Origin of the sequence: Methanosalsum zhilinae DSM 4017, assembly GCF_000217995.1 — an archaeon.
Classification (GTDB): domain Archaea; phylum Halobacteriota; class Methanosarcinia; order Methanosarcinales; family Methanosarcinaceae; genus Methanosalsum; species Methanosalsum zhilinae.
In genome coordinates this window covers 1721842-1744662 of record NC_015676.1, presented here as the reverse complement: position 1 = coordinate 1744662, position 22821 = coordinate 1721842, and the positions used below count along the sequence as shown (strand labels likewise).

Here is a 22821-nt window from a genome sequence, read left to right as displayed (position 1 = left end):
ATCATACATGTTTCATGATAGAAAGGATGCAGGAGAACAGCTAGCAAGAAAACTTGACCGATACAGAAACAGTGACCCTGTGGTACTGACAATACCAAAAGGCGGTGCCCAGGTTGGTGCAGAGGTGGCAAAATATCTAAACTCTGAGTTCTCCTACCTGATCTCAAGAAAACTACCGTTTCCTGATTATACAGAAGGTGGTTTTGGAGCCATTGCAGAGGATGGAACCACCTATATCATAAAGGATGCTGCACTCTGGCTTGACAGGGGTACCATTGAGAGGATAAAGAAGGAGCAGATCAGGGAAATTGACCGGCGCATCAAGGTACTGAGAAAAGGTGAGCCACTGCCTGATATCAAATCAAGGACAGTTATACTGGTGGATGACGGGATTGCCATGGGCTCTACCATGATGGCTGCCATACGCATGTGCAGGAAACGCAACCCTGAAAGAATAGTTGTTGCAGTACCTGTGGCAGGACGCAGGACAAGCCTGCAGATCAGAAATGAATCAGATGATTATGTGGTACTGGAGATCCCTGATGATTTCAGGGCAGTGGCGCAGGTATATCGTAACTGGTACGATGTCCCTGATGATGAAGCCATAGAGATCTTTGAGACCTTCAGGAAGAAAAGGGAGAAGATGGTTGAGGAAACACAGGCAGACATTCACCACGATGTGGTGGTAATCGGAACCGGTGCTGCAGGAGCCACAGTGGCACATAAGTGCAGGTCCGCAGGAATGGATGTGGCAGTTGTGGATAACCGCAGCTATGGCGGAACCTGTGCCCAGAGAGGCTGCAATCCCAAGAAGGTGCTAACAGGTGCAGTGGAGATAATGGAACAGGCAAGGCAGATGGGTGACAATGGCCTGAAGGGTTCTGATGGGATAGGTATAGACTGGCAGTCCCTGATGAGGTTCAAGCGCACATTCACAGACCCTGTACCTGAAAGGTTTGAGAGAAAATTTAGTGAAAGGGGTATCAGGACCTATCATGCAACTGCACGCTTTGCAGGCAGATCACTGCTGCAGATCGATGGCAAAAAGGTCCACTCCCGGTACATTGTGCTGGCAACCGGTGCAAAGCCTGCTAAACTGGGTATTGAAGGTGAGGAACACGTAATTAGCAGTGACCGGTTCCTGGAACTTGAATCACTGCCTGAGAAGATCGTGTTCATTGGCGGTGGTTATATTTCATTCGAATTTGCCCATGTGGCTGCAAGGGCAGGTTCAGAGGTGGTAATACTTCAGAGAAACTCCAGGGCTCTCAAGGAATTTGATCCTGATATGGTGGATATCCTGGTAGAAGCTACAGAAAAGATTGGTATTGAGATTGTGACCCGTTCTCCTGTAACAGAAATTGAAAAGACCGGTGAGAGATATCTTGTAAGGACCGATTCTGGTAAGGTCTATGCATGTGACCTGGTGGTACATGGGGCAGGCAGGGTTGCAGCACTTGATGAACTGGATCTGGCACAGGGTAATGTGGAAGCAGGTCCTGCAGGAGTTGTGGTGAACAAATACATGCAGAGCATCTCCAATCCGGGAGTATATGCAGCAGGTGACTGCAATGAGAATGGTCCCAAACTGATCCCCACAGCCAATCTTGAAGCATTTGCAGTGGCAGACAATATCACCGGCGGCAACCGCAAGACAGTTGATTACACAGCCATTCCTGCAGTAGTTTTCACAATTCCTGCCCTGGCCTCAGCCGGAATTGACAGCAGAAAGGTCACAAAGGGTCATCAGGTAATCTCTCATGACCGAACAGACTGGTACTCAAGCAGGCAGGTGAATGAAAAGTATGCAGCTTCCAAGATCATTGTGGATCAGGAAAGTGACAGGATAGTTGGTGCCCATATACTTGGCCACAGGGCAGAAGAGGTGATCAATATCTTCTCAATGGCAATGCGAAAGGGCATCACACGCCAGGAACTCAAGGAAATGGCCTGGGCCTATCCCAGTGTCTGTGCTGATATCAGATACATGATACGCTGATATGGCCGCATTGGCTAACTTTAATTAGAATGCTGTGAAAGAATGGATCCATGAACGATACTGTCATAGTCCGCTACGGAGAACTTGCACTAAAGAGCAGGGGTACCCGGAACTGGTATGAGAAGATACTGATACGAAACATAAAGGCCATGCTCGAATCCCGCGGGATCGATTACAGCAGTGTTTCAAGACAGTGGGGCAGGATTTTCATCCATACCGATGACCCGGCAGCTGCAGAGGCTGCATCTGATGTGTTTGGAGTGGTCTCTGCCTCCTTTGCCCGTACCATCCAGGCAGATCCGGGTATTATTGCAGAAACAGTTGCAGGATACGCTGAAAAAGTCCAGGAAGGCCAGACCTATGCCATACGCTCCCGCAGATCAGGTAACCATGAATTCACCTCCCGCGACATTGCACTAAAATGCGGGGATGCTGTATGGGAAGCACTTGAGAACATGGGCCGCACACCTGCAGTTGACCTGACCAATCCTGATCATGAAATATTTGTTGAGGTCAGGGACAGCAAAGCCTATATTTTCACTGATATCATCAAAGGTGTGGGAGGACTGCCACTGGGTACCCAGGGGAAAATGGTTGCACTGGTCTCAGGTGGTATTGATTCTCCGGTGGCTGCATGGATGATGATGAGAAGGGGTGTGGAGATCATACCGGCCTATTTTGACAACACTCCATACGCAGATGAGACAACACTTGAAAGGGCAGCTGAATGTATTGAAATATTGCAGAAATGGGCGCCTGGTCATCCCCTGAAATCATATTCAGTACCCCATGGCCCAAGTCTTGCATCATTCATATCCTACTGCGGTAAGAAGAATACATGTATCCTGTGCAAGAGGACAATGTACCGTGTGGCCTATGAGATCATGAAAAAGGAAAATGCCCATGGTATCATCACAGGTTCCTCACTGGGCCAGGTTGCATCCCAGACCTCTGCCAACATGCATGCAGAGATCTATGGCCTGGGAATTCCGGTCTACCATCCACTGATCGGACTTGATAAGAACGATATCATTGAGATGGCAAGAAAGATCGGTACATACAGCATTTCCACAAAACCTGCAACCTGCTGTGCTGCAGTACCTGAATATCCTGAGGTAAGCGCACGCTTTGATGCACTGGTTGCAGAAGAGGAAAGGGCAGGAATAGAAGATCTGGTAAAAAGTTCAGTTGAGAATGCAAGGATAATGTCTCCGGATTCACCTTAAAGTATTTCCATTTTCTTTGATTCCCTTCGCATCATGAACAGTGCCACCACAAATGCAAGCAGGTCTGAGAGGGGAAATGCAATCCATATTCCTGTCAATCCAAACTGCAGTGGCAGCAGCAGGACCAGGGGTGGCAGGAAGATGACCTGTCTTGAGAGTATCAGGACAAGGGATTCCAGTGACTTTCCAAGGGATTGGAGCAGTGCTGTTGCAATTATCTGTACTCCTATAAACGGCATCATGAGATAACAAATGATGATTGCAGGTACACCCATTTCTATCAGATCAGGATCATTGCTGAACAGTCCTATGATCTGTTCGGGTATCAGGAACACAATAATCATGCTCAGGAAACACAGGGCAGTTGCCATATAAGTGGCAATGGTCATTGTCTGCCTGATACGCAGGTAATTTGTGGCTCCGTAGTTGTATCCGAATATGGGCTGGATTGCCTGCTTGAGGCCTATGATCGGCATCAGTGTCAGCATGAATACCTTGATCACGATTCCAAACACTGCAATACCCAGATCACCGCCGTAATGTAGCAGGCTCTGGTTGAACAGAAGAAACAGCAGGCTTTCCACCACATTAAACATTGACTCCGAGGTTCCTATATAGCTTGACTCTTTGATAATTCCAGTATGTGGTGCCAGATTACTGAAATAGAATGGTACTTCAGCCCTTCCAGAGAAATAGTAATAGAGTACCATCAGGGTACCGATGATCTGTGAGATCACAGTGGCAATTGCTGCACCCTTAATTCCCATACCAAGCTCAAAGATGAACAGGGGGTTGAGGATAATGTTGGCAACACTGGACACAACCAGTATCATCATGGCAAATATGGTATTCCCTTCAGCCCTTATGGCATTGCTCATTGCAGCAGAAAATGTAAAAAAGACCGTTCCAAGCAGGATATAATATGTGTAATCCGTGGCAAAGGGCAGTACAGTCTCAGATGCTCCAAAAAGTGTGAGGATTGGCTCAATATAATAGATTGCAAGGGCTGTGAAGACCAGACTGGAGAAGAGTATCATGGTCACCATGTTTCCCACAGTTCTCTCTGCATACTCCCGTCTTCCAGAACCCAGTGACCTTGAGATCACCGAGGCTCCCCCTATACCCACACCAAGTGCAATGGCCATCATCAGCATCTGGACAGGAAAGGCAACAGATATTCCTGCAATACCCAGGACACTGTCCTCTCCAAGACCCCTTCCAATAAATATTGTATCCACCAGATTGTATATGGCCTGCACCATCAGTCCTATAATTGCAGGGGTGGCAAGCCTGATAATAAGGGTTTTTACATTCTCCTGCCCCAGCATCTCGGTTCTGTCCATACTCTCCAGCCTGAATACTTTTAGATACCTGATCGATCTGCTGTAATATAATCTGATTCCTGCAACACCGGGGGTTCATTTCTCTCCATATCCGCCTCCACCGGGAGTCTCTATCAGGAACAGATCTCCCTGTTCTACCAGAACACTTCCACTTCCTCCAATCTCGATCACCTTCCCGTCCCTTCGAATTACCCGGTTTACTCCGCATTTTCCAGGTCCTGCTCCCCTGAGCCCGGAAGGCGGGTATTTTCTGTGACCTGAGAGTATGGTTGCGTTCATTTTTTCAAAAAACCGGACCTTTCTGACTGTTCCATTCCCTCCCCTGTACTTTCCCTGGCCACCGCTGTTCTTCCTGATGGAGAACTCTTCCAGCATGACAGGGTATCTTATTTCCATGACCTCAGGATCTGTTATCCGGGAATTTGTCATATGGGTATGGACTGCATCTGCTCCATCAAACCCCGGCCCTGCCCCAGCACCGCCGCAGATGGTCTCATAATACTGATATGAATCATTGCCAAAGGTGAAATTGTTCATGGTTCCCTGGGAGGGTGCCATAATATCCAGAGCTGCAAAGAGTGTATCAACTATACACTGTGAGGTCTCCACATTTCCTGCAACCACAGCTGCCGGATATTCAGGATCCAGTATGGAGCCTTCAGGAATTATTATCTCAAGTGGTCTGAGACACCCATCATTTAATGGTATATCTGATTGTACCAGGGTTCTGAACACATACAGTACAGCTGCCCTGCATACCGATGCCGGTGCATTGAAATTTCCTGGAGACTGGACAGAAGTTCCTGTAAAATCAATGCATGCACATCCTCTGGTTCTATCTATTGTTATCCTTACACTGATGATACTTCCATCATCCATCCTGTATGAATATGATCCGTTGCCCAGAACATCTATGACCTTTCGCACTTCATTTTCTGCATTGTCCTGTACATGCTTCATATAGGATGAAATGACCTCCTCTGAATACTGCTCAACCAGCTTCCGGAATTCAATAATCCCCTTTTCGTTTGCAGCTATCTGTGCCCTGATATCTGCCATGTTCTGCAATGGTTTTCTTGCAGGATAGGGACCTGAGCCCAGCCATTGAAGCACCCTTTCACCATCGAAATGCCTCTTCCGGACAATCCTGAGACCGCTGGTCAGGACACCTTCTTCATGTATGTTCCTGCTATCATGTGGCATAGAACCTGGAGTCTTTCCCCCGATATCTGCATGATGACCTCTGGAAGCCACATATGCATATCTCTCATTCCTGCTATCAAATACAGGAGTAATTACAGTGATATCAGGAAGATGAGTACCTCCCTGATAGGGAGAGTTTATCAGATAGGTATCTCCATCTTCCATATCAGGCACGTTTCTGATAAGTGATCTGACAGATTCGCTCATTGATCCTATATGCACAGGAATGTGTGGAGCATTTGCTATCAGGTTTCCATCTCTGTCAAACAGTGCACATGAAAAGTCCCGCCGTTCCTTGATATTGACAGAATGTGAAGTGTTCTGGAGAGTGTATCCCATCTGCTCGGCAATGGACATGAATCTGTTATTGAATATCTCAAGCATTACAGGGTCGGCTGAAGTATCTGCAATATTGTCACAAAATCGGGGCATTACCCGCCTGAGGATAATATGATTGTGCTGTGTGATCTCACCCTCCCATCCAGGCTCTATCACTATGGTTGATGTATCCTCTATGATCACTGAAGGTCCCTGTATTCTGCACCCGGGTCTTAGATCATTTCGCAGGAATATCGGTGTATCATGGTACTGTCCGTAAAAATAGGTCCTGATCTTTCTGGCGGGTATGCACTCCACATTCTCATGTGTCTCATGAACCCTTTCAGCTATTCTTTCAGTGGTACCTATCACCTCCATTGATACAGCCTCAATAACAGGTGTTCTTTCAGGGTCCATGAACCCGAAGATCTGCCTGTGTTTTCTGTTAAAGGCGGATGCTATGGACTGCTGATCCATACCATCCTCAAGTTCGATCTGCAGGTTGGTATCTGAACCACTGTACCTGATATGCATCCTGGCAACAGATATTATGTTATCCTGCATGACATTCTGCTGGACAAGCCGGTTTTTACCCTCTTTCTCAAGATCGGACAGTATATCCCTTACCTCTTCAACCACATCTTCCCTTAGTTTTTTTTCAATTGCCTGCTCCAGTATCTCTCTCTGGTCTGCCAGCCCGATTCCATAGGCTGAAAGAACTCCTGCATACGGATGAATGAATATAGTATCAATACCTAGAGTATCTGCAACCCTGCATGCATGCTGGCCCCCTGCACCTCCAAAACAGCACAGGGTATATTCTTTCACATCATATCCCTTCTGCAGCGAGATCTTCTTGATGGCATTTGCCATGTTCTCAACAGCCACATCCAGAAAACCTTCTGCCACCTCCTCTGGTGTATATTTCCTGCCTGTGGAAGCTGTTACCTCCTGTGCAAGCCTGCTGAACGTATCATGTACTGTCTCCTCATCCAGTGGCATGTTGCCTTCCGGCCCGAACACATGGGGAAAATGGTCTGCCTGGATTCTGCCCAGCATGACATTGCAGTCTGTGACTGTAAGCGGACCACCCATGCGATAGCAGGCAGGACCCGGGTTTGATCCTGCAGAATCAGGGCCCACCTTCATACGTTCACCATCAAAATGAAGGACTGAGCCCCCTCCAGCTGCTATGGTATGTATCTTCATCATCGGTGACTGGAGATGAATGCCTGCGATCATGTTATCAAAACTTCTTTCATATTCTCCCCTGTAATGTGCAACATCTGTGGATGTTCCTCCCATATCAAAACTGATGATCCTGTCAAAACCTGCAATCCGCGAGGTCTGGACTGCTCCCACAATTCCTCCTGCAGGCCCTGAGAGGATACAGTCCTTACCCTGAAATGATCTGGCATCCACAAGTCCGCCATTGGATTGCATGAACATAAGGCGTGTTCCATCATTACTGCTGGTTCCCAGTACAGTGCTGATATTCTCAGTATATCTTCTAAGTACAGGTGAGAGATAAGCATCAACCACGGCAGTCTCGGCACGGTTGATGATCCTGATAAGAGGGCTGACCCTGTGGGACAGTGATATCTGGGTAAATCCTGTTTCTCTGGCAATCTCTGCAATCTCAATTTCATGATCAGGGTACCTGTATGCATGCATCAGTGCAACAGCAACTGCTCTTATCCCTGAACTGAATGCATCTTCGAGTTTCCTTTTAAGTGATTCTATATTTGGCCTGTGTATTTTCCTGCCACTGGCATCATATCTTTCATCAACCTCAATCACCCTTTCATACAGCTGATCTGTTTTGAGGATATTGAGTGCAAAAATGTCAGGTCTGTTCTGGTACCCGATTTCCAGCAGGTCCCTGAAACCCCTGGTAGTTACAAGTACTGTTCTCTCTCCCTTCCTTTCCAGAAGTGCATTGGTGCCGATGGTTGTACCCATTCTGATGGTTTCTATTATTCCAGAAGGAATTTCCTGATCCGGATCACAGCCCAGGATATCTCTGATACCCTGGATTGAGGAATCACTGTACTGTTCAGGGTTGCATGAGAGGAGTTTATGTGTGATCAGCTGTCCTTCAGGATTTTCTGCAACAATATCAGTAAAGGTGCCTCCGCGATCTATCCAGAATTGCCATTTACCGGTAGTCATGCTCATTTCAACAAGATCTGTGGTCATATATCAAATATTCTGTGATCTGTTGATGGCCAGCTAAACAACCTGAGACCTGATCATTTCCAGTAATTTCTGTCCCTGTTCTCATCTATGACTGTCTGCAGCTGTTCTGGATAGGGAGAAAATAAGCCGTCATTTTCAGCTCCTGTTCTATCATATCCGAGTATATACAGTTTCAGTATCTCAAGAAGACCATCCAGTCCCAGCAGGTTGCGGGAATATCTGTCCAGTATCCTTTCAAAATACCTGACCTCATCTGCAGGCACTTTATTGGAAAAGCCTGAAAAGATGGATCCTGCAATCCTGATATATGAATCCGGACCAGGGTGAATGGTAAATATTTTTCTAAGAACTGCCTCATAGGTGTCCAGCAGGTGCAGAACTGGTTTATCATTCAGTTTCTGGATGATCTTTTCCATCTCATTGAAATATTGCGGGCTGTACATCAGGAAAAGATAGTGATTTTCTTTATGGAACCTGGCCAGTTCCCTGGCAGACTCCTTCTCCCTGACCTCTCTAAAACCTGCAAGTGTGAACAGACTTGTCAGGAAATCGTGCCGGATTCTGTTATTTCTCAGCCTGTCATCTTCCTCGATCGGGTAGCCACTGTACCTTGTCAGGATTTTCCTGGCAAAGAAACCACTGGATTTTTCAATAACCGGTGCATCTTTTACACCTGAGTATACCTTTATGTTCCTGATACCGATGGTGGGTGACCCGGATTTGAATATGAACCCGTCCACCTCAGGTAACCGGGAAATGAACTGATCGGTAAAGCTGTCCATCTCTTCAGTTACATCCCTGCCTGTTGCCGGCTGGATCAGCCTGTACTCTCCTGCAGATTTAACGATGCGTATCGGATCACGTGGGACTCCGAGCCCTATTTCAACCTCTGGACAGACCTTTATGTAATTAACATAGGGTTCAAGGTCTTTCACAATCCTGGAAGGTATGGTCTTTGCATCATATCTGACACTATCGAATTCAAGGCATCTGCTGACAAGCACGGTTGGTACTGGAAAGTTCTTCATATCTCTGACCCCACAATAGTTTAATATTGTTCAGGGACTAGATAAAGCTTTATTAAGACCAGAACAGATGATACCATGAATTATGATCCGAAAAAGACACATCTGATATCCAGGATCAGGGAAGTTCTTGAAAGCCAGTCCCTTGCAGGCCTTGCAACCTCAAGCTCTGACATCCCCTATCTAAGTCTGGTAGCATTTGCAGTTACCGATGACCTGAGATACATTCTTTTTTCCACTGACACAAATACAAGAAAATATTCCAATATTTCTAAAAATCCCAGTATATCGTTTCTGATAGATAGCAGGAAAAATGCGGATAGCGATCTTTCCAGTGCGGTGGCAATTACTGCAACCGGACATGTTGAATGGATCAATGAACAGGAAATGGATAGGTTCAAGGGTATATTTTTAGGAAAGCATCCCCAATTAAGGGATTTTGTAGATTCCAATACAACGGTTCTCCTGAGAGCAGATATTGATAAGTATATAGTGGTAAGTAACTTCTCAAAAGTCAGTGAACTTGCAATGTCAGATTGAAGTATGTGGATATGGTGGATCCGGTAAAGATGTTTAAATAAGGTATATCCATTTTCTGAGTATTTATCTCGTATAAGATTCTAATATGTTTTTTAATGTTCAAGCTTTGTTCAGGGTAACCCAGAAAACACTCCCCTTTCCTGCAGGATTGTCTTCCACACCCACTTTTCCATCATGCAGGTCAATTATTCTTTTCACAATGGCAAGACCAAGACCTGTTCCTTTTACACCGCTTTTATCCACCCTTTTAAACCTTTCAAATAATTTGGGCTTATCTTCATCTGGAATCCCGACACCAAAATCTGTAATGCTTACTTTCCATTTTTCTCCATAATCCCTAATGTCAATGATTATCTTTTCTTCATCTGGACTGTATTTGATGGCATTGGATAATAGGTTAGCAAATACTTCTTCAATCACTGGATTTGCCAGAGTAAGGTATTTTCCGGAAGGTTTAAATTCAATGCTCATCTGCTTTTCTTCAATCTGTGGTCTGAAATTATCTATCACTTCTCTAAAAACGGAGACAATATCCAATTTTTCAAATTCAATTTCTTCAACACTTTCCAGTTTTGAGAATCTGGCTGCACTTTCAATCATATTAATTAATTTTTCGTTGTTACGCTTGATAGTTTCCAGAGACTTAACCTTTTTATCTTCATCTTCCATATTGAGCAGAACATCGGTATAGCCTCTGATTATATTTGCAGGGTTTAACAAATCGTGGCGCATAATATCTGTAAAAAGATCCTTCATTTCATTGGCGGCCATTATTTCTTTATTTACCTTAGATAATTCTTCTGTACGCTCTCTGACTTCAAGAGAGAGACGTGTTTGACGATTTATGGTCAGGTATGCTAACAGGGTCAATAGAAGGATAATAATTAAACCTGTTCCTCTAAAAATGAGGACTCTATCCTCAATTGTGGCGTGTCCTTCTTCTGGCAACACTGCCAGTTCCCAGTAGTTATTTGCAATCTCAATAGGCTGCACAACAGGATTGCGTTCAAATATGGCTTCGTCCCCGTAGAACACATGTCCCTCAGCATCTCGAATTGCAATGTTGGGATGGTCTGGCAGATCAAGTCCAGCCTCACTAAATATAAATGGTACATCAAAGCCCATGGTTGCAAATCCCCACAGGGTATTATCTATATAAATTGCTCTTATCGCAACCATGCTCAGATTATTTTCCTGCATACCGTGGGGACCGCTAAGTATTACCTGTTCTGTTTGAATAGCTCTCTGTATATCAGACTGTAATTTATGATCATCAGTCAAGCTATTTTTCAGAATATTTTCATAAGCATCCGGGTAAATATATTGCTGAACACCTGCTGGTGCCACGGTGAAATAAAGAACTCCCTCTGTACCGGAATACAGATTGGAAGCAAACCCCTCAAAATTCTGTTCCAGAGCATCCTCTGATGGATTAAACAAAACAAATGCAGCTAATCCTTCAAGAATATATAAGCGGTGTTCAATGGCTCCAGATAGGGCCTTTCCATGTAAAGTAAGGCTAGCTATTTCCTGTGCTTCCAGTTCATCAAGTAATTGATCCTCATACCAGATTCCTGCCTGCCACCAGACCAGAATCAGAACTATAAATACCAGCATTGAGCCCAGTAACGCATACCGGCGTGGTTTAGATAAATGCGCTGGTTTATTCATGTTCCCAATTTTTCTGGATGCAGGCTCTCCTTTATTTTCTTTTTCAGGTTTCATCATATATTCCTTAAATCAGGCTAACCTGTTGTAGAATACAGCGAATAAGTATAGGATCACAAATGAAATGATCGCAGCTTCAATCATACCTGCTATTATTCCAGCAGGAGTCAAAGAAAAGAACATATGCCACTGTTGCATCATCTCAACTGCATCAGTATAAATCCCCAGATTTCCAAATATTGCAAGTATAAGCATTCCAATTGCTGATACTATTGCCGCTGCATACCCCAGTGAGAGCGGCCTGAGTTCCTGAACCATCTGCACAACCCCCGGTTAAAATTCATTTGGTATTGATTATTGATAGTACCGATACTTACAACTGTGTCTCAATGGTACACTACTACCTACCAATACACTACCACCATAATATCTGAGAAAACATTTAATTTATAGTTTTTGATAAAAGAAAATTAACTTCACAGATTTGACTGACTGGACCCGGCGGGATTTGAACCCGCGGCCTTCACGTTGCGAACGTGACGATCTTCCCCTGATCTACAGGCCCTGGAATAACCGCTTAAAAAAAATTTATAAAAAAGTTGAGATTTAAAAAAAGAAAGAAGAGTTTTAGATAGGTCGGCCTACCTCAACTACCTGTACGCTTTCAACACCTGGCACTTTACTGAATGCCTCTTCAACGGTCTCGGTACCGCCTTCAAGGTCTCCTACCATTACAACTACCATCAGGGCTTTAATTCCAAAGGCTATGGGCTTTTCTTCAGATGTATAAAACTCTGCACCTTCCGGCACTGCAGCCTTGATATTCTCTCTGAGTTCATTGAGGTCAGTTTCAACGTCTTCCGGCATGATCTTGATTGTTGCTGCTACTTTTCCCATGTTATTACCTCTTTTTATGGTCCTCTGAAATTGCATGAAGGACAGTAATATTCATTGCTCTGCTGTCTGCAGTCCACGCATCTTCCAAGCTCTTTCCCGCAGGATGGGCATGGAAATCTTACAAACCCTCTGTCTGCAAGACTGACTGCGCATGATGTACAGTATTTAACCTCTGCTTTTGCCATAATATTCTCCTGTGTTTTATGTTTATAAGATTAAGATATCAAAAACCAGCCTCGGTCAGGTTCAGGTTTAATTTGATTCACTATATAAATATTCAGTGGTGTGAGTACATTCTCAATATCCAATTTAAAGATTGCGAAAGGATGGACCTGACACTGGCCTGCAACCTTTCAGATCCTTCCCCTTATAACCGTCCCCTCAAATTCAGTTCCCTTTATGGCAGCAGAGATCCTTTCAGGATGGTTCCCGTTGACCACAATACAGCTGGTACCTGTTTTTTCAATAAAGGTCGGAAGATAATTATCAGTGCAGCTGGATTCAAGCGACTTTAGATCAGATACAGTTATTTCAGGAACCTTGCGGTCTCTGATATATATTCCGTCAACTGAAGTAGCTTTAATAAATTCCCTGCATCCAAGAATATAGGATATCCACCCCGCAATGGAATCAGATGTCACATCCCAGGTATGGGGAAGTTCAGGTTTCTGTTCGTTCTGCTCAAGTTTTCTGACTGCAATATAGGGCAGGAGGACAGATACCCCCTCTGATATATTATGGAGTGATTCTGTATAGTTTATATCGGTTTTATCGATAAGGTAGTAAGCATACTGTTCCATTGCAAGGATCGCCATCCAGTGGGAAGATTCCTGGCCAAGGGAATATTTACCGGATACGTCACGGATGCTGTCTGCAAACATGCCTCCACCTGGTACTATCAATATTTTTTCATCACCAAACTCATCTGCAAGATGGTCTGTGATTTCAGCAGCCTTTTCCATAAGGCTGCCTCCAAGCTTGATTACTGATACCATCTGTTATCTCTCGCTATTTTCATTATATTTCATTTCCAGCAGTCTGGCAGCAGAATAGGCAGGAAATGCTCCTGAGACCTCACTGCCCCATACCCTGGATGCAGGTTCATATTCCAGTCCCCTTTCCCGACAGACCTCAGAGACCAGAAACTCACCAATACCGGCACAGATCACCTTATTCAGCCCGTACTTCTCTGCAACCTCTTCAACTGCATCTCCAATGATGGATTTCTGTTTCTCCTTCACCTGTCCTGCAATTGACATTATCCCGGATTCAGATATTTCGGTAAGGTCTGCACACACGACCCTGGCGATCCTTCTCATACAGTTGATCCTGTCCTTTCCAGCACAATCAGCAGTCTGTGAAATGTAAGTATGTCTGTCAATGTCCCCCAGCAGCATATAGGCATCAGCTGATGTGGCAAAGAGTTCTGAGGATGTGAGACATTCTCCTGAGCTGAGCATGACAGACGGTAGCAGCGCTGCAATATTTGTTCGGAGTATGCCGGTGTATACAAGCTGTTTTGCACGCAGTCTCTTAAAATCAGTATTTTCTGCCATATGGCGGCCACTGAGAACAGGTATAATGTCCGTGGTTGTACTTCCCATATCAACAAACACACAGTCTCCCTTTTCCAGGGCTATCATCCTGGAGGAGGCTGCCCAGTTGGCAGCTGCAAATGATGGGATATCCTCAAGGGGTGCAAAATAACCGGACTGGTTTATGTAGTGAACAGGACAGTCGAATGCTTCTTCTATGTGGTCTGCTATGAACCTGATACCTTCTTTTTTGCTCTCAAAGCAGTCTGCAAGTTCTCCTGTCATTACCGCAGAGACCATATCAGGCCTGATCCTTTTTGCAATCACCCTGAGCAAATCATCAAGTCCGTTTCCCTTCCACATGGGCATATAATGTATTTCAACCAGTTCTCCATTGGCTGAAGCTATCTTGGTATTTGCACCACCGATATCTATTCCTATTATATTCATCTGATATCCTCTTTGGTAAACGAGTACCTTCCTGTCAGATTAACCTTTTCAGGTAACTCTTTGTCAATATTTTTAAGCAGCAGGTCTGCGATCTCCTCTTCCATTACCTGGCATATACCAACAAGTGATGTCGTAGGCCTGGGATTGATATCAACAACATATGGCCTGTCAGCTACAACAAAATCTATCCCTGTATATCCCCTGCACCCAAGAATGGAGGAAACGGATGCTGCAATAGAGAACAGGGTATCTGATAATGGAGTATTGTAAGGCGTTATGCATCCATTGTACTCAATACTGCAGCTGTCTGCGCCGGTATTCATCTTCATCAACTGCAGATTTATCGAGAGCGGGAGTATGCCCTGGCCTGCAATAAAACTGGCACTCATATGCTCACCTTCAATGTAGCGCATGGCGATCAGATCATCACTGAGTCTGAAATCAGAACAGATTCCTGTATTTTCACTGGCACATCCGTACCTGGGTTTTGTAACACACAGTCCTCCATCAGGTCTGCTGAGCAGTGGTGGAGTGCTGATTCTGTTTTTTTCAAGTATATGTGAACATCTGAGTTTGTCTGCACATATCTGAACAGATTCCGGAGTGCATCCAAGGTTGACAGTGTTATCTTCGATTATGGATGTGAAGTATGGCAGTATATGATCCGGTGCGATCACAAGACCCAGGTCCGATCTCTTTGCCTCCCTTTCAATTACCCTGGAAAAAGTCTCTTCATCAGATTGCACTGAAGTTCCGTATCCAATAACACTGCCAGCTGAAGGATATACTACCTCATGTCCTGTCCTTTCAAAACTGGCTGCAAGTGTTCTCAGTATGGCGCGTCCCTCTGCAAGTATTCCTGAATTTATGCATGTGCCGGTAGCGTACTCTGCCAGAACTATTCTCATTGTGGGTAGCAATATCTTAATAAAATATTAGTATTTCCATCAGCAGGACGACACTCTCATAGTAACAATAAATATATATTATCAGGTTGGATTATTTTGATTGAGGAGGATGAATATGAATTTTTTATCAGAGAATCCCTTTGTACAGGCAATAGCTGCATCTACAGTCATGGCTGTTTTCATGATCGGTGTGGCACTGGGAATAATGTTTATGATGTCAAATAGTATAAGTCCCATGCCCCTTCCTCTGATACTGCTGATATTTGCAGTGGTCTTTATCACCGGATCCGTGTTCTTTGAGAACAGGGGTGCTGATCAGGTAGGATCACTGGTAGGAGGATTCATTGCGTCAGTTGCCCTTACCTTTGCAAGCGTTTCTTTTTTCGGTGGTATCCGGTTTGCTGCTGAGGGCGGGATTCAGGCCATTGGATGGGAACAGATCATATCTGCACTGGCAGTATGCATGATCGCCAGTATGCTGCTCATCAAAATGCTGTCCTGCAAGATGCAGGAGCATTTTGCATGAACTGCAGATACTGAATGCTTTTTTTTGGCCGGGGTTTTATTGCTTTCTGCAGGCTTCAACGAAAACTATTTATAGAATTGCAAACAATCCATGCCAACATCGAACTGTTTCATATAATGTACATCAGGAAGACAGTACTTGTTACAGGCAGGGATAAACATTGAACAGCGGTAATTCAGAAAAAAAGAACAACAGTCTGGAACCTGAAGAGGGAAATGTTTCCGGTACAGATTCTGTTGATATTGAGGAGTTTAAGAAGATGGAATCCGAACTTCAGGAGCTTCGCGACAGATTCATGAGACTTGGAGCGGAATTTGAGAACTTCAGGAAACGCAGTCTGCGTGAAAAGGAAGAATACCGCAACTATGCCATAGAGAATCTGATGCTTGAACTGCTGGAAGTGGTTGATAACTTTGAAAGGGCACTCAGATCTGCAGAAGAGTCAAAGGACCCGGATTCAATGATTAAGGGTGTGGAGATGGTATACAGGCAGCTGTACAATATTCTGGAAAAGAACGGGCTTGAGAGGATCAAATGTGAAAGAGAAGAATTTGATCCAAGAGTGCATGAGGCTATCATGCAGGTTCCGGCCAGTGACCTTCCTGAGAATACAGTTGTGGATGAATGCAGGCCGGGATATATGCTCAACTCAAAGGTAATACGCCCTGCTCTGGTCTCCATTGCAAAGGCTGATGAAGAACAGGAAAAGGAACAGTAAGCACAGATTTAGTAAGTACGGATTTTGGATCTAAAGAACACTATATCTACTAAGGATTGATATTTACTCTATTTATAAAAAATAAGTGAGGAGATTACATATGGGAAAAATATTAGGAATTGATCTTGGTACAACCAATTCATGTATGGCAGTTATTGAAGGCGGAAAACCAACAGTTATACCCAATGCAGAGGGTGGAAGGACAACTCCTTCAGTTGTTGGCTTTTCAAAGAAGGGTGAAAAGCTGGTGGGACAGGTTGCAAAACGCCAGCTCATTGCAAATCCCGAGAACACCGTATATTCTATCAAAAGGCACATAGGAAAAGCTGATTATAAGGTTACCCTGCGGGACAAGGATTATACTCCCCAGGAGATCTCTGCAATGATACTCAGGAAAATGAAAGAGGATGCAGAGTCCTATCTCGGGGAAACAATCGATGAAGCTGTGATCACGGTACCTGCCTATTTTGACGATTCACAGCGCCAGGCAACAAAGGATGCAGGAAAGATTGCAGGCTTTGAAGTTAAGAGAATAATCAATGAACCAACTGCAGCATCCCTTGCATATGGTCTTGATAAGTCTGAAGGTGATCAGAAGATACTGGTCTATGATCTTGGAGGAGGTACCTTTGATGTATCCGTCCTGGAGCTGGGCGATGGTGTATTCGAGGTGCTCTCAACCAGTGGTGATACCAAACTTGGAGGAGACGATTTCGACCAGAAGATAGTGGACTATGTTGTCTCTGAATTCAAAAAGGAAGAAGGTATCGATCTTTCAAAAGACAGGTCTGCACTCCAGAGAATAACCGATGCTGCAGAAAAGGCAAAGATCGAGCTCTCAGGGGTTACAACCACCAACATCAATCTTCCGTTTGTCACAGCAGACTCAAACGGCCAGCCAAAACACATTGATATTGATATAACAAGGACCCAGTTCGAGAAGATGACCGAGGATCTGATAGAGAAGACACTTCATTCAATGCGCCAGTCCCTAAGTGATGCAAAACTTACTCCAAAGGATATTGACAAGGTGCTTCTGATCGGTGGTTCAACCAGAATGCCTGCAGTCTATGAGACCGTAAAGAAATTCATTGGCAAGGAACCTTACAAGAATATCAATCCAGATGAGGCCGTTGCAATGGGTGCAGCAATACAGGCCGGAGTTCTGGCAGGTGAGATGAAGGATGTATTGCTTCTGGATGTAATTCCACTGACACTTGGTATTGAGACCCTTGGTGATGTTGCAACACCACTGATCGAGCGCAATACCACCATACCCACAAAGAAGAGCCAGATATTCTCTACAGCAGCCGATAACCAGACCTCTGTGGAGATACATGTTCTGCAGGGTGAGCGAGGTATAGCCTCTGCCAACAAGACACTGGGACGCTTTACCCTGGAAGGAATTCCTCCTGCACCAAGGGGAGTACCGCAGGTCGAGGTTACCTTTGATATAGATTCCAATGGTATCCTGCATGTGAGTGCAAAGGACCTGGGAACCGGCAAGCAGCAATCGATCTCCATTGACAAGCCAGGAGGCCTTTCAGATGAGGAGATTGAGCAGATGGTCCGGGATGCTGAAGAGCATGCCGAAGAGGATCGACAGCGTAAGGAAGCGGTTGAGACCCGCAACACTGCTGAATCCCTGATAAACTCTGCTGAAAGGACAATAAAGGAAGCTGAAGATATTGCTACCGATGATCAGAAATCCAGGGTAGAGTCTGAAATATCTGAACTCAGAAAGGCCCTTGAAGGCGATGATATCGAAGAGATCAAGAAGAAGACCGAATCCCTCCAGAATGCAGTATATGAGGTTTCCAGTGCAATGTACCAGAAAGCTCAGGAAGCTGCAGCCCAGCAGCAACAGCAGGAGGGAGGTGCAGAAACCGCAGGTTCAGAATCCCAGCCAGATGAAGATGTGGTTGATGCAGATTATGAAGTTGTGGATGAGGATAAGAAATAATTGCACAACAATAAAATAAAAATAGAACAAAGAAGGGTACTGTTAGATCAGACAGTACCCATATTCATTCCGGCAGGGATCTTTTTATGACAACAGCACGTGATTATTACGAAATACTTGGAGTATCAAAGGACGCATCAGCAGAAGAGATCAAGAAGACCTACAGGAAACTTGCAATGAAGTACCATCCTGACAGGAACAAGGAAGCTGATGCAGAGGATAAGTTCAAGGAAATTTCTGAGGCCTATGCAGTGCTGTCAGACCCTGAAAAAAGGGCTCAGTATGACAGATTCGGACATGCCGGAATTGATGGGCGCTATAGTGAAGAGGATATTTTCAGGAACGCTGACTTTGGTGATATCTTTGGTGAGATGGGAGGACTTGGTGATATCTTCGATATGTTCTTTGGAGGAGGACATTCCAGAAGAAGACGTGGCCCGGCCAGAGGCTCGGATCTCAGGTATGACCTTTCAATAACTCTTGAGGAAGCAGCCACAGGTACCAGTAAAACCATCAATGTTCCCAGAATGGAAAACTGTGAGACCTGCGGCGGAAGCGGTGCAAAGCCTGGAACCCAGCCAAAGACCTGTTCTGTATGTCAGGGCAGGGGTCAGGTTACCCATGCCCGCAATACTCCCTTTGGCAGGTTTATGACAACCACACCATGCAGGGAATGCGGTGGGGAGGGTCGTATAATTGATACACCCTGCAGTGAGTGCAGAGGTAGTGGAAAGGTAAAACGTGTGCGCAAGATATCGGTAAAGGTTCCAAAGGGAGCAGATACCGGTATGAGACTGATGGTAAGAGGTGAAGGTGAACCCGGTGATCCTGGAGCACCACCCGGCGACCTCTACGTTTTCATACACGTTGAGCCCCATGATACCTTTGAGAGAGTTGGTGATGATATTGTCTACGAGGCTCCTATATCATTTACCCAGGCTGCCCTTGGAGCATCGATAATGGTACCGACACTGCACGGAAAGGTCAAGATGAACATACCTGCAGGAACTCAGACACATGCATTGTTCAGGCTCAAGGGTAAGGGTATGCCCCGCTTACAGGGACGCGGCGAAGGTGACCAGCATGTGCGGGTAATTGTACGCACACCTACAGACCTTACCGAGGATCAGAAGGAATTGTTAAGACAATTCGAAGAGAGCAAAACTCCTGAACAGAAGGAAGCTAAAGGAAAGGACCATTCCCATAAAGGAGCTCGAAATATTTTCGATAAGGTAAAGGATGTTTTCTGAGAATTTGCAGCCGGTAATCTCAGATCATTCAGCTCCACAATATTCCTGAATACGCATTATTTCGTGCAGGCCAGCAGATGTGTTTTACAGGCATCTAAGCACAGCCTGTTAATGGCCTATCTTTCTTTTTTTTTAGAATAAAGTTTAACAATAACCTGCTCTATATGGATGATCGTATCAAATAATTAATTTTCAATGTTCAGACAATTTAAATTGCTTCTAAATATTATCTGAGGTTTTCTAATGAAGATAGTAATTGTTGGTGCAGGAGAGGTTGGATACCATATAGCCAAATCCCTTTACATAAATAATGATATTGTCATTATCGATAAGGACGAAGAGGCCTGTGACAGGGCCAGAGGTCTTGACATCCAGGTGATACAGTCAAACGGTGCAAATGCTTCTGTGCTGGGTGATGTTCTAAATGACGCTGAGTTACTTGTTGCAGTGACAGGCAGTGATGAGGTAAATATTGTTGCATGCATGGCATCCAAACTCATTGCCGGCTCGACAGGAAGCGCAGATGATCTGAAAACAGTTGCAAGGGTCAGTAATCCTGATTATATCGATCAGCCGGTTGCAAAACGTACACCCATTGGCATTGATGTGATGATCTGTCCTGAACTTACACTTGCTTCAGAGGTTGCTGAAGTTCTATCCATACCATCTGCTATTGATATTGAATTCTTTGCAGAGGGCAAGGTTGAGATGCTGGAGTTCGTGGCTCATGAGGATAATGAAATGGTCAACAAAAAGCTCGTTGACATTGACCTGGGTGATGACTGCATAGTAAGTGCCATTTTTAGAAAAAATCAGGTAATCATTCCCCACGGTGATGACCACATCATGAAAAATGATCATGTGGTACTGATAGGTAAATCCGAATCCATGGAAAACATACGCTCACTGTTTGGAGAAACGATCCGCAAAAGGAACAAGATAATGATCATCGGTGGAGGTGTGGTAGGGTTCTATCTTGCTAACATGATCCACATGTCCAATTTCGATATCAAGATAGTTGAAAAGGATAGGCAGAGATGTGATGATATTGCAGTAAAACTCCCCCATACCCTTGTTCTCAACAGTGATGGTACTGATGTTGAGATGCTCCAGGATGAAAACATTGAGGATATGGATGTGGTGATCGCTGTTACCAACAGTGATGAGAAGAATCTGCTATGTGCCCTGATCGCCAAACAGTTTGGTGTAAAGAAAGTTATTGCAAGGGTTGATAAACCGGAATATGTTTCCCTATTTGAGATGGTGGGTGTGGACAGTGCAGTAAGCCCAAGGGGTGCTACCATAAAGGAAGTGTTCAAACTTACAATGGGTACCAGCATGCAGTCCATTACCACCCTGGAAGGCGAGAAGGCTGAGGTTGTGGAGTATACCATAACTGATAGATCTAAGGTTGCAGGAAAAACTCTGAAGAAAATTGATTTTCCACAGGGTTCAATTGTGAGTATGGTGGTAAGAGGAAATGAGACTATTGTTCCAAGTGGAGACTATAAGGTAAGACCCGGAGACCGTGTGGTGATGTTTTCCCTTCAGTCTGCACTGGATGACCTTAAACGTATGTTCAAATAAAGGCTGGTACGAAAATGGATTTTCGTGTTGTTCTGAATGTAATGGGACGCCTTCTTGGGTATATGGGATTTTTCATGATTATACCTCTTGTCCTGGCTATCCACTATCAGGAACCACTGGAACCATTTTTGGTTGCTATCGTGCTAACTTCAGGTACAGGTCTTTTTCTGTTCCTGAAATTCAGGTCAGCAGAGGAATGGCACATAAGGGAAAGCTTTGCCATTGTTGCACTCACATGGCTCTCAGCAGCTGTATTTGGAACAATTCCCTATATCCTTTCAGGCATATCCCCGGTAGATGCCCTGTTTGAATCCATGTCAGGAATAACTGCAACAGGAGCAAGTATTCTCACTGAAATCGAGCAGTATCCAAAGAGTCTCCTGTTCTGGAGGAACATGACCCAGTGGCTGGGAGGAATGGGTATCATTCTTCTGTTTATTGCCATTCTTCCAAAACTTGGGGTAGGTGGTCGTGAACTTTTCAAGGCAGAGCTACCCGGTCCCGGTGAAGATAAGATCAAACCCCGTATCAGGGATACTGCCAGGGTTTTCTGGATGATATACATAGTTTTCTCAGTGGTACTGGTTGGACTTTTGATGCTTGCAGGTCTTTCTCCTTATGATTCAGTCACGCATATGTTCACAACCATTGCATGTGCAGGCTTTTCTCCTTATTCTGAAAGCATCGGTGCATTCCAGAATCCTCTGGCAGAATGGATCATCATAGTCTTTATGTTCATAGGTGGTGTACACTTTGCTCTCTACTACAGGACAGTCTTTGTTAACTCAAAGAGTCTGGTAAGGGACGAGGAGTTCAGGTTCTATGCCTTTATCCTGCTGGCTGCAACTGTTCTTCTCACCGTTTTGCTCTGGAGGGATTTTGGAGGTTCTCTGACAGATTCTCTCAGGTATGCCGCATTCCAGTCAATATCCATCACCACAACTACAGGCTATGCATCAATGGACTTTAACCAGTGGTCAGATTCGGCCCGGATGGTACTTCTTGTGCTCATGTTCTTTGGAGGATCTGCAGGATCCACAGCAGGTGGTATAAAGATGGTGCGCATTCTTCTCCTATCAAAATATGCAAGAAGAGAACTGTTCAAAACGATCCATCCAAGAGCGGTGAAGCCACTGAGATTCAACGAAGCTACAGTTACCGAGAATGTAATTCAGTCAATAATGGCCTTTATTGTAATCTATTTCCTGATATTTGTGATAGGATCCATTCTAATGGCACTGATGGGCCTGGACATATTATCTGCGATCAGTGCTTCTGTAGCAACACTGGGTAATGTGGGGCCAGGACTTGGTATGGTGGGACCCATGGAAGGATACGGTTCAGTACCTTCTGCAGGAAAATTAATTCTCACACTCAACATGTGGATTGGAAGACTTGAAATATTCACAGTACTGGTACTGCTAACTCCAGAATTCTGGAAGAACAGGTAAATTGTAGATGGATCT

The 22821-nt window shown here is 44.7% G+C and carries 20 protein-coding genes and 1 tRNA gene; 10 read left to right on the top strand and 11 right to left on the bottom strand.

Translation table 11 applies throughout. The features are described from left to right. Positions 1-7: 7 nt before the first annotated feature. Positions 8-1999 carry an FAD-dependent oxidoreductase gene (locus tag MZHIL_RS08195; RefSeq protein WP_013898903.1) on the top strand — a complete coding sequence of 664 codons (1992 nt, stop codon included), beginning with the start codon at positions 8-10 and terminating at the stop codon, positions 1997-1999. Positions 2000-2049: 50 nt separating this feature from the next. Beyond that, the gene (gene thiI, locus MZHIL_RS08190; RefSeq protein ID WP_013898902.1) at positions 2050-3225 is read left to right on the top strand and encodes a tRNA uracil 4-sulfurtransferase ThiI; all 1176 of its coding nucleotides are present in this window, start codon (positions 2050-2052) and stop codon (positions 3223-3225) included. Here the strand turns inward: thiI and MZHIL_RS08185 are convergent. From MZHIL_RS08185 to MZHIL_RS08175, 3 genes are all read right to left on the bottom strand, one after another. After that, positions 3222-4568 carry an MATE family efflux transporter gene (locus MZHIL_RS08185; protein ID WP_013898901.1) on the bottom strand — a complete coding sequence of 449 codons (1347 nt, stop codon included), beginning with the start codon at positions 4566-4568 and terminating at the stop codon, positions 3222-3224. The genes thiI and MZHIL_RS08185 overlap by 4 nt on opposite strands. A gap of 75 nt (positions 4569-4643) precedes the next feature. Beyond that, positions 4644-8288: a hydantoinase B/oxoprolinase family protein gene (locus MZHIL_RS08180; RefSeq protein ID WP_013898900.1), complete on the bottom strand. Its 3645-nt coding sequence runs from the start codon at positions 8286-8288 to the stop codon at positions 4644-4646. 53 nt (positions 8289-8341) lie between these two features. Continuing rightward, complete coding sequence (locus tag MZHIL_RS08175; protein WP_013898899.1) at positions 8342-9316, bottom strand: YbgA family protein; 975 nt, start codon at positions 9314-9316, stop codon at positions 8342-8344. Positions 9317-9391: 75 nt separating this feature from the next. Here MZHIL_RS08175 and MZHIL_RS08170 point away from each other — a divergent pair, with 75 nt between their 5' ends. Beyond that, the gene (locus MZHIL_RS08170) at positions 9392-9853 is read left to right on the top strand and encodes a pyridoxamine 5'-phosphate oxidase family protein (protein ID WP_013898898.1); all 462 of its coding nucleotides are present in this window, start codon (positions 9392-9394) and stop codon (positions 9851-9853) included. A gap of 99 nt (positions 9854-9952) precedes the next feature. Here MZHIL_RS08170 and MZHIL_RS10230 read toward each other — a convergent pair whose 3' ends face one another. From MZHIL_RS10230 to MZHIL_RS08130, 8 genes are all read right to left on the bottom strand, one after another. Next, the gene (locus MZHIL_RS10230; RefSeq protein WP_245527536.1) at positions 9953-11581 is read right to left on the bottom strand and encodes a sensor histidine kinase; all 1629 of its coding nucleotides are present in this window, start codon (positions 11579-11581) and stop codon (positions 9953-9955) included. 12 nt (positions 11582-11593) lie between these two features. Then, positions 11594-11839 carry a hypothetical protein gene (locus tag MZHIL_RS08160; protein WP_013898896.1) on the bottom strand — a complete coding sequence of 82 codons (246 nt, stop codon included), beginning with the start codon at positions 11837-11839 and terminating at the stop codon, positions 11594-11596. Positions 11840-12014: 175 nt separating this feature from the next. Beyond that, a tRNA-Ala gene (locus MZHIL_RS08155) sits at positions 12015-12086 on the bottom strand. A gap of 62 nt (positions 12087-12148) precedes the next feature. Continuing rightward, positions 12149-12418: an elongation factor 1-beta gene (locus MZHIL_RS08150; RefSeq protein ID WP_013898895.1), complete on the bottom strand. Its 270-nt coding sequence runs from the start codon at positions 12416-12418 to the stop codon at positions 12149-12151. 14 nt (positions 12419-12432) lie between these two features. Beyond that, positions 12433-12603: an HVO_2753 family zinc finger protein gene (locus MZHIL_RS08145; protein ID WP_013898894.1), complete on the bottom strand. Its 171-nt coding sequence runs from the start codon at positions 12601-12603 to the stop codon at positions 12433-12435. A gap of 168 nt (positions 12604-12771) precedes the next feature. Then, positions 12772-13413: an amino acid kinase family protein gene (locus MZHIL_RS08140; protein WP_013898893.1), complete on the bottom strand. Its 642-nt coding sequence runs from the start codon at positions 13411-13413 to the stop codon at positions 12772-12774. Between the two features lie 3 nt (positions 13414-13416). Continuing rightward, positions 13417-14403, bottom strand: a complete 987-nt coding sequence (locus MZHIL_RS08135; RefSeq protein WP_013898892.1) for a hydantoinase/oxoprolinase family protein — start codon at positions 14401-14403, stop codon at positions 13417-13419. Then, positions 14400-15311 (bottom strand): ATP-grasp domain-containing protein, encoded by a 912-nt coding sequence (locus MZHIL_RS08130; RefSeq protein ID WP_013898891.1) that lies wholly within the window; start codon positions 15309-15311, stop codon positions 14400-14402. Before MZHIL_RS08130 ends, MZHIL_RS08135 begins: the two co-directional genes overlap by 4 nt. A gap of 115 nt (positions 15312-15426) precedes the next feature. Here MZHIL_RS08130 and MZHIL_RS08125 point away from each other — a divergent pair, with 115 nt between their 5' ends. The 7 genes from MZHIL_RS08125 to MZHIL_RS08100 all read left to right on the top strand — a co-directional run bounded on the left by MZHIL_RS08125 (position 15427) and on the right by MZHIL_RS08100 (position 22806). Beyond that, entirely contained in the window at positions 15427-15837 is a 411-nt protein-coding gene (locus tag MZHIL_RS08125; RefSeq protein WP_013898890.1) for a hypothetical protein, read from the top strand. Between the two features lie 14 nt (positions 15838-15851). Beyond that, on the top strand, positions 15852-16001 hold the full coding sequence (locus MZHIL_RS10580; RefSeq protein WP_157209659.1) for a hypothetical protein: 150 nt from the start codon (positions 15852-15854) through the stop codon (positions 15999-16001). Continuing rightward, on the top strand, positions 15998-16555 hold the full coding sequence (grpE, locus tag MZHIL_RS08120) for a nucleotide exchange factor GrpE (RefSeq protein ID WP_013898889.1): 558 nt from the start codon (positions 15998-16000) through the stop codon (positions 16553-16555). The genes MZHIL_RS10580 and grpE overlap by 4 nt, the downstream gene beginning before the upstream one ends. Before the next feature lie 100 nt (positions 16556-16655). Then, on the top strand, positions 16656-18518 hold the full coding sequence (dnaK, locus tag MZHIL_RS08115) for a molecular chaperone DnaK (RefSeq protein WP_013898888.1): 1863 nt from the start codon (positions 16656-16658) through the stop codon (positions 18516-18518). An 86-nt stretch (positions 18519-18604) separates the two neighbouring features. Next, a complete protein-coding gene (gene dnaJ / locus MZHIL_RS08110; protein WP_013898887.1) occupies positions 18605-19768 on the top strand; it encodes a molecular chaperone DnaJ in 1164 nt (387 codons plus the stop codon). A 243-nt stretch (positions 19769-20011) separates the two neighbouring features. Next, on the top strand, positions 20012-21355 hold the full coding sequence (gene trkA / locus MZHIL_RS08105) for a Trk system potassium transporter TrkA (RefSeq protein WP_013898886.1): 1344 nt from the start codon (positions 20012-20014) through the stop codon (positions 21353-21355). A 14-nt stretch (positions 21356-21369) separates the two neighbouring features. Beyond that, on the top strand, positions 21370-22806 hold the full coding sequence (locus tag MZHIL_RS08100; RefSeq protein ID WP_013898885.1) for a TrkH family potassium uptake protein: 1437 nt from the start codon (positions 21370-21372) through the stop codon (positions 22804-22806). Positions 22807-22821 lie beyond the last annotated feature (15 nt).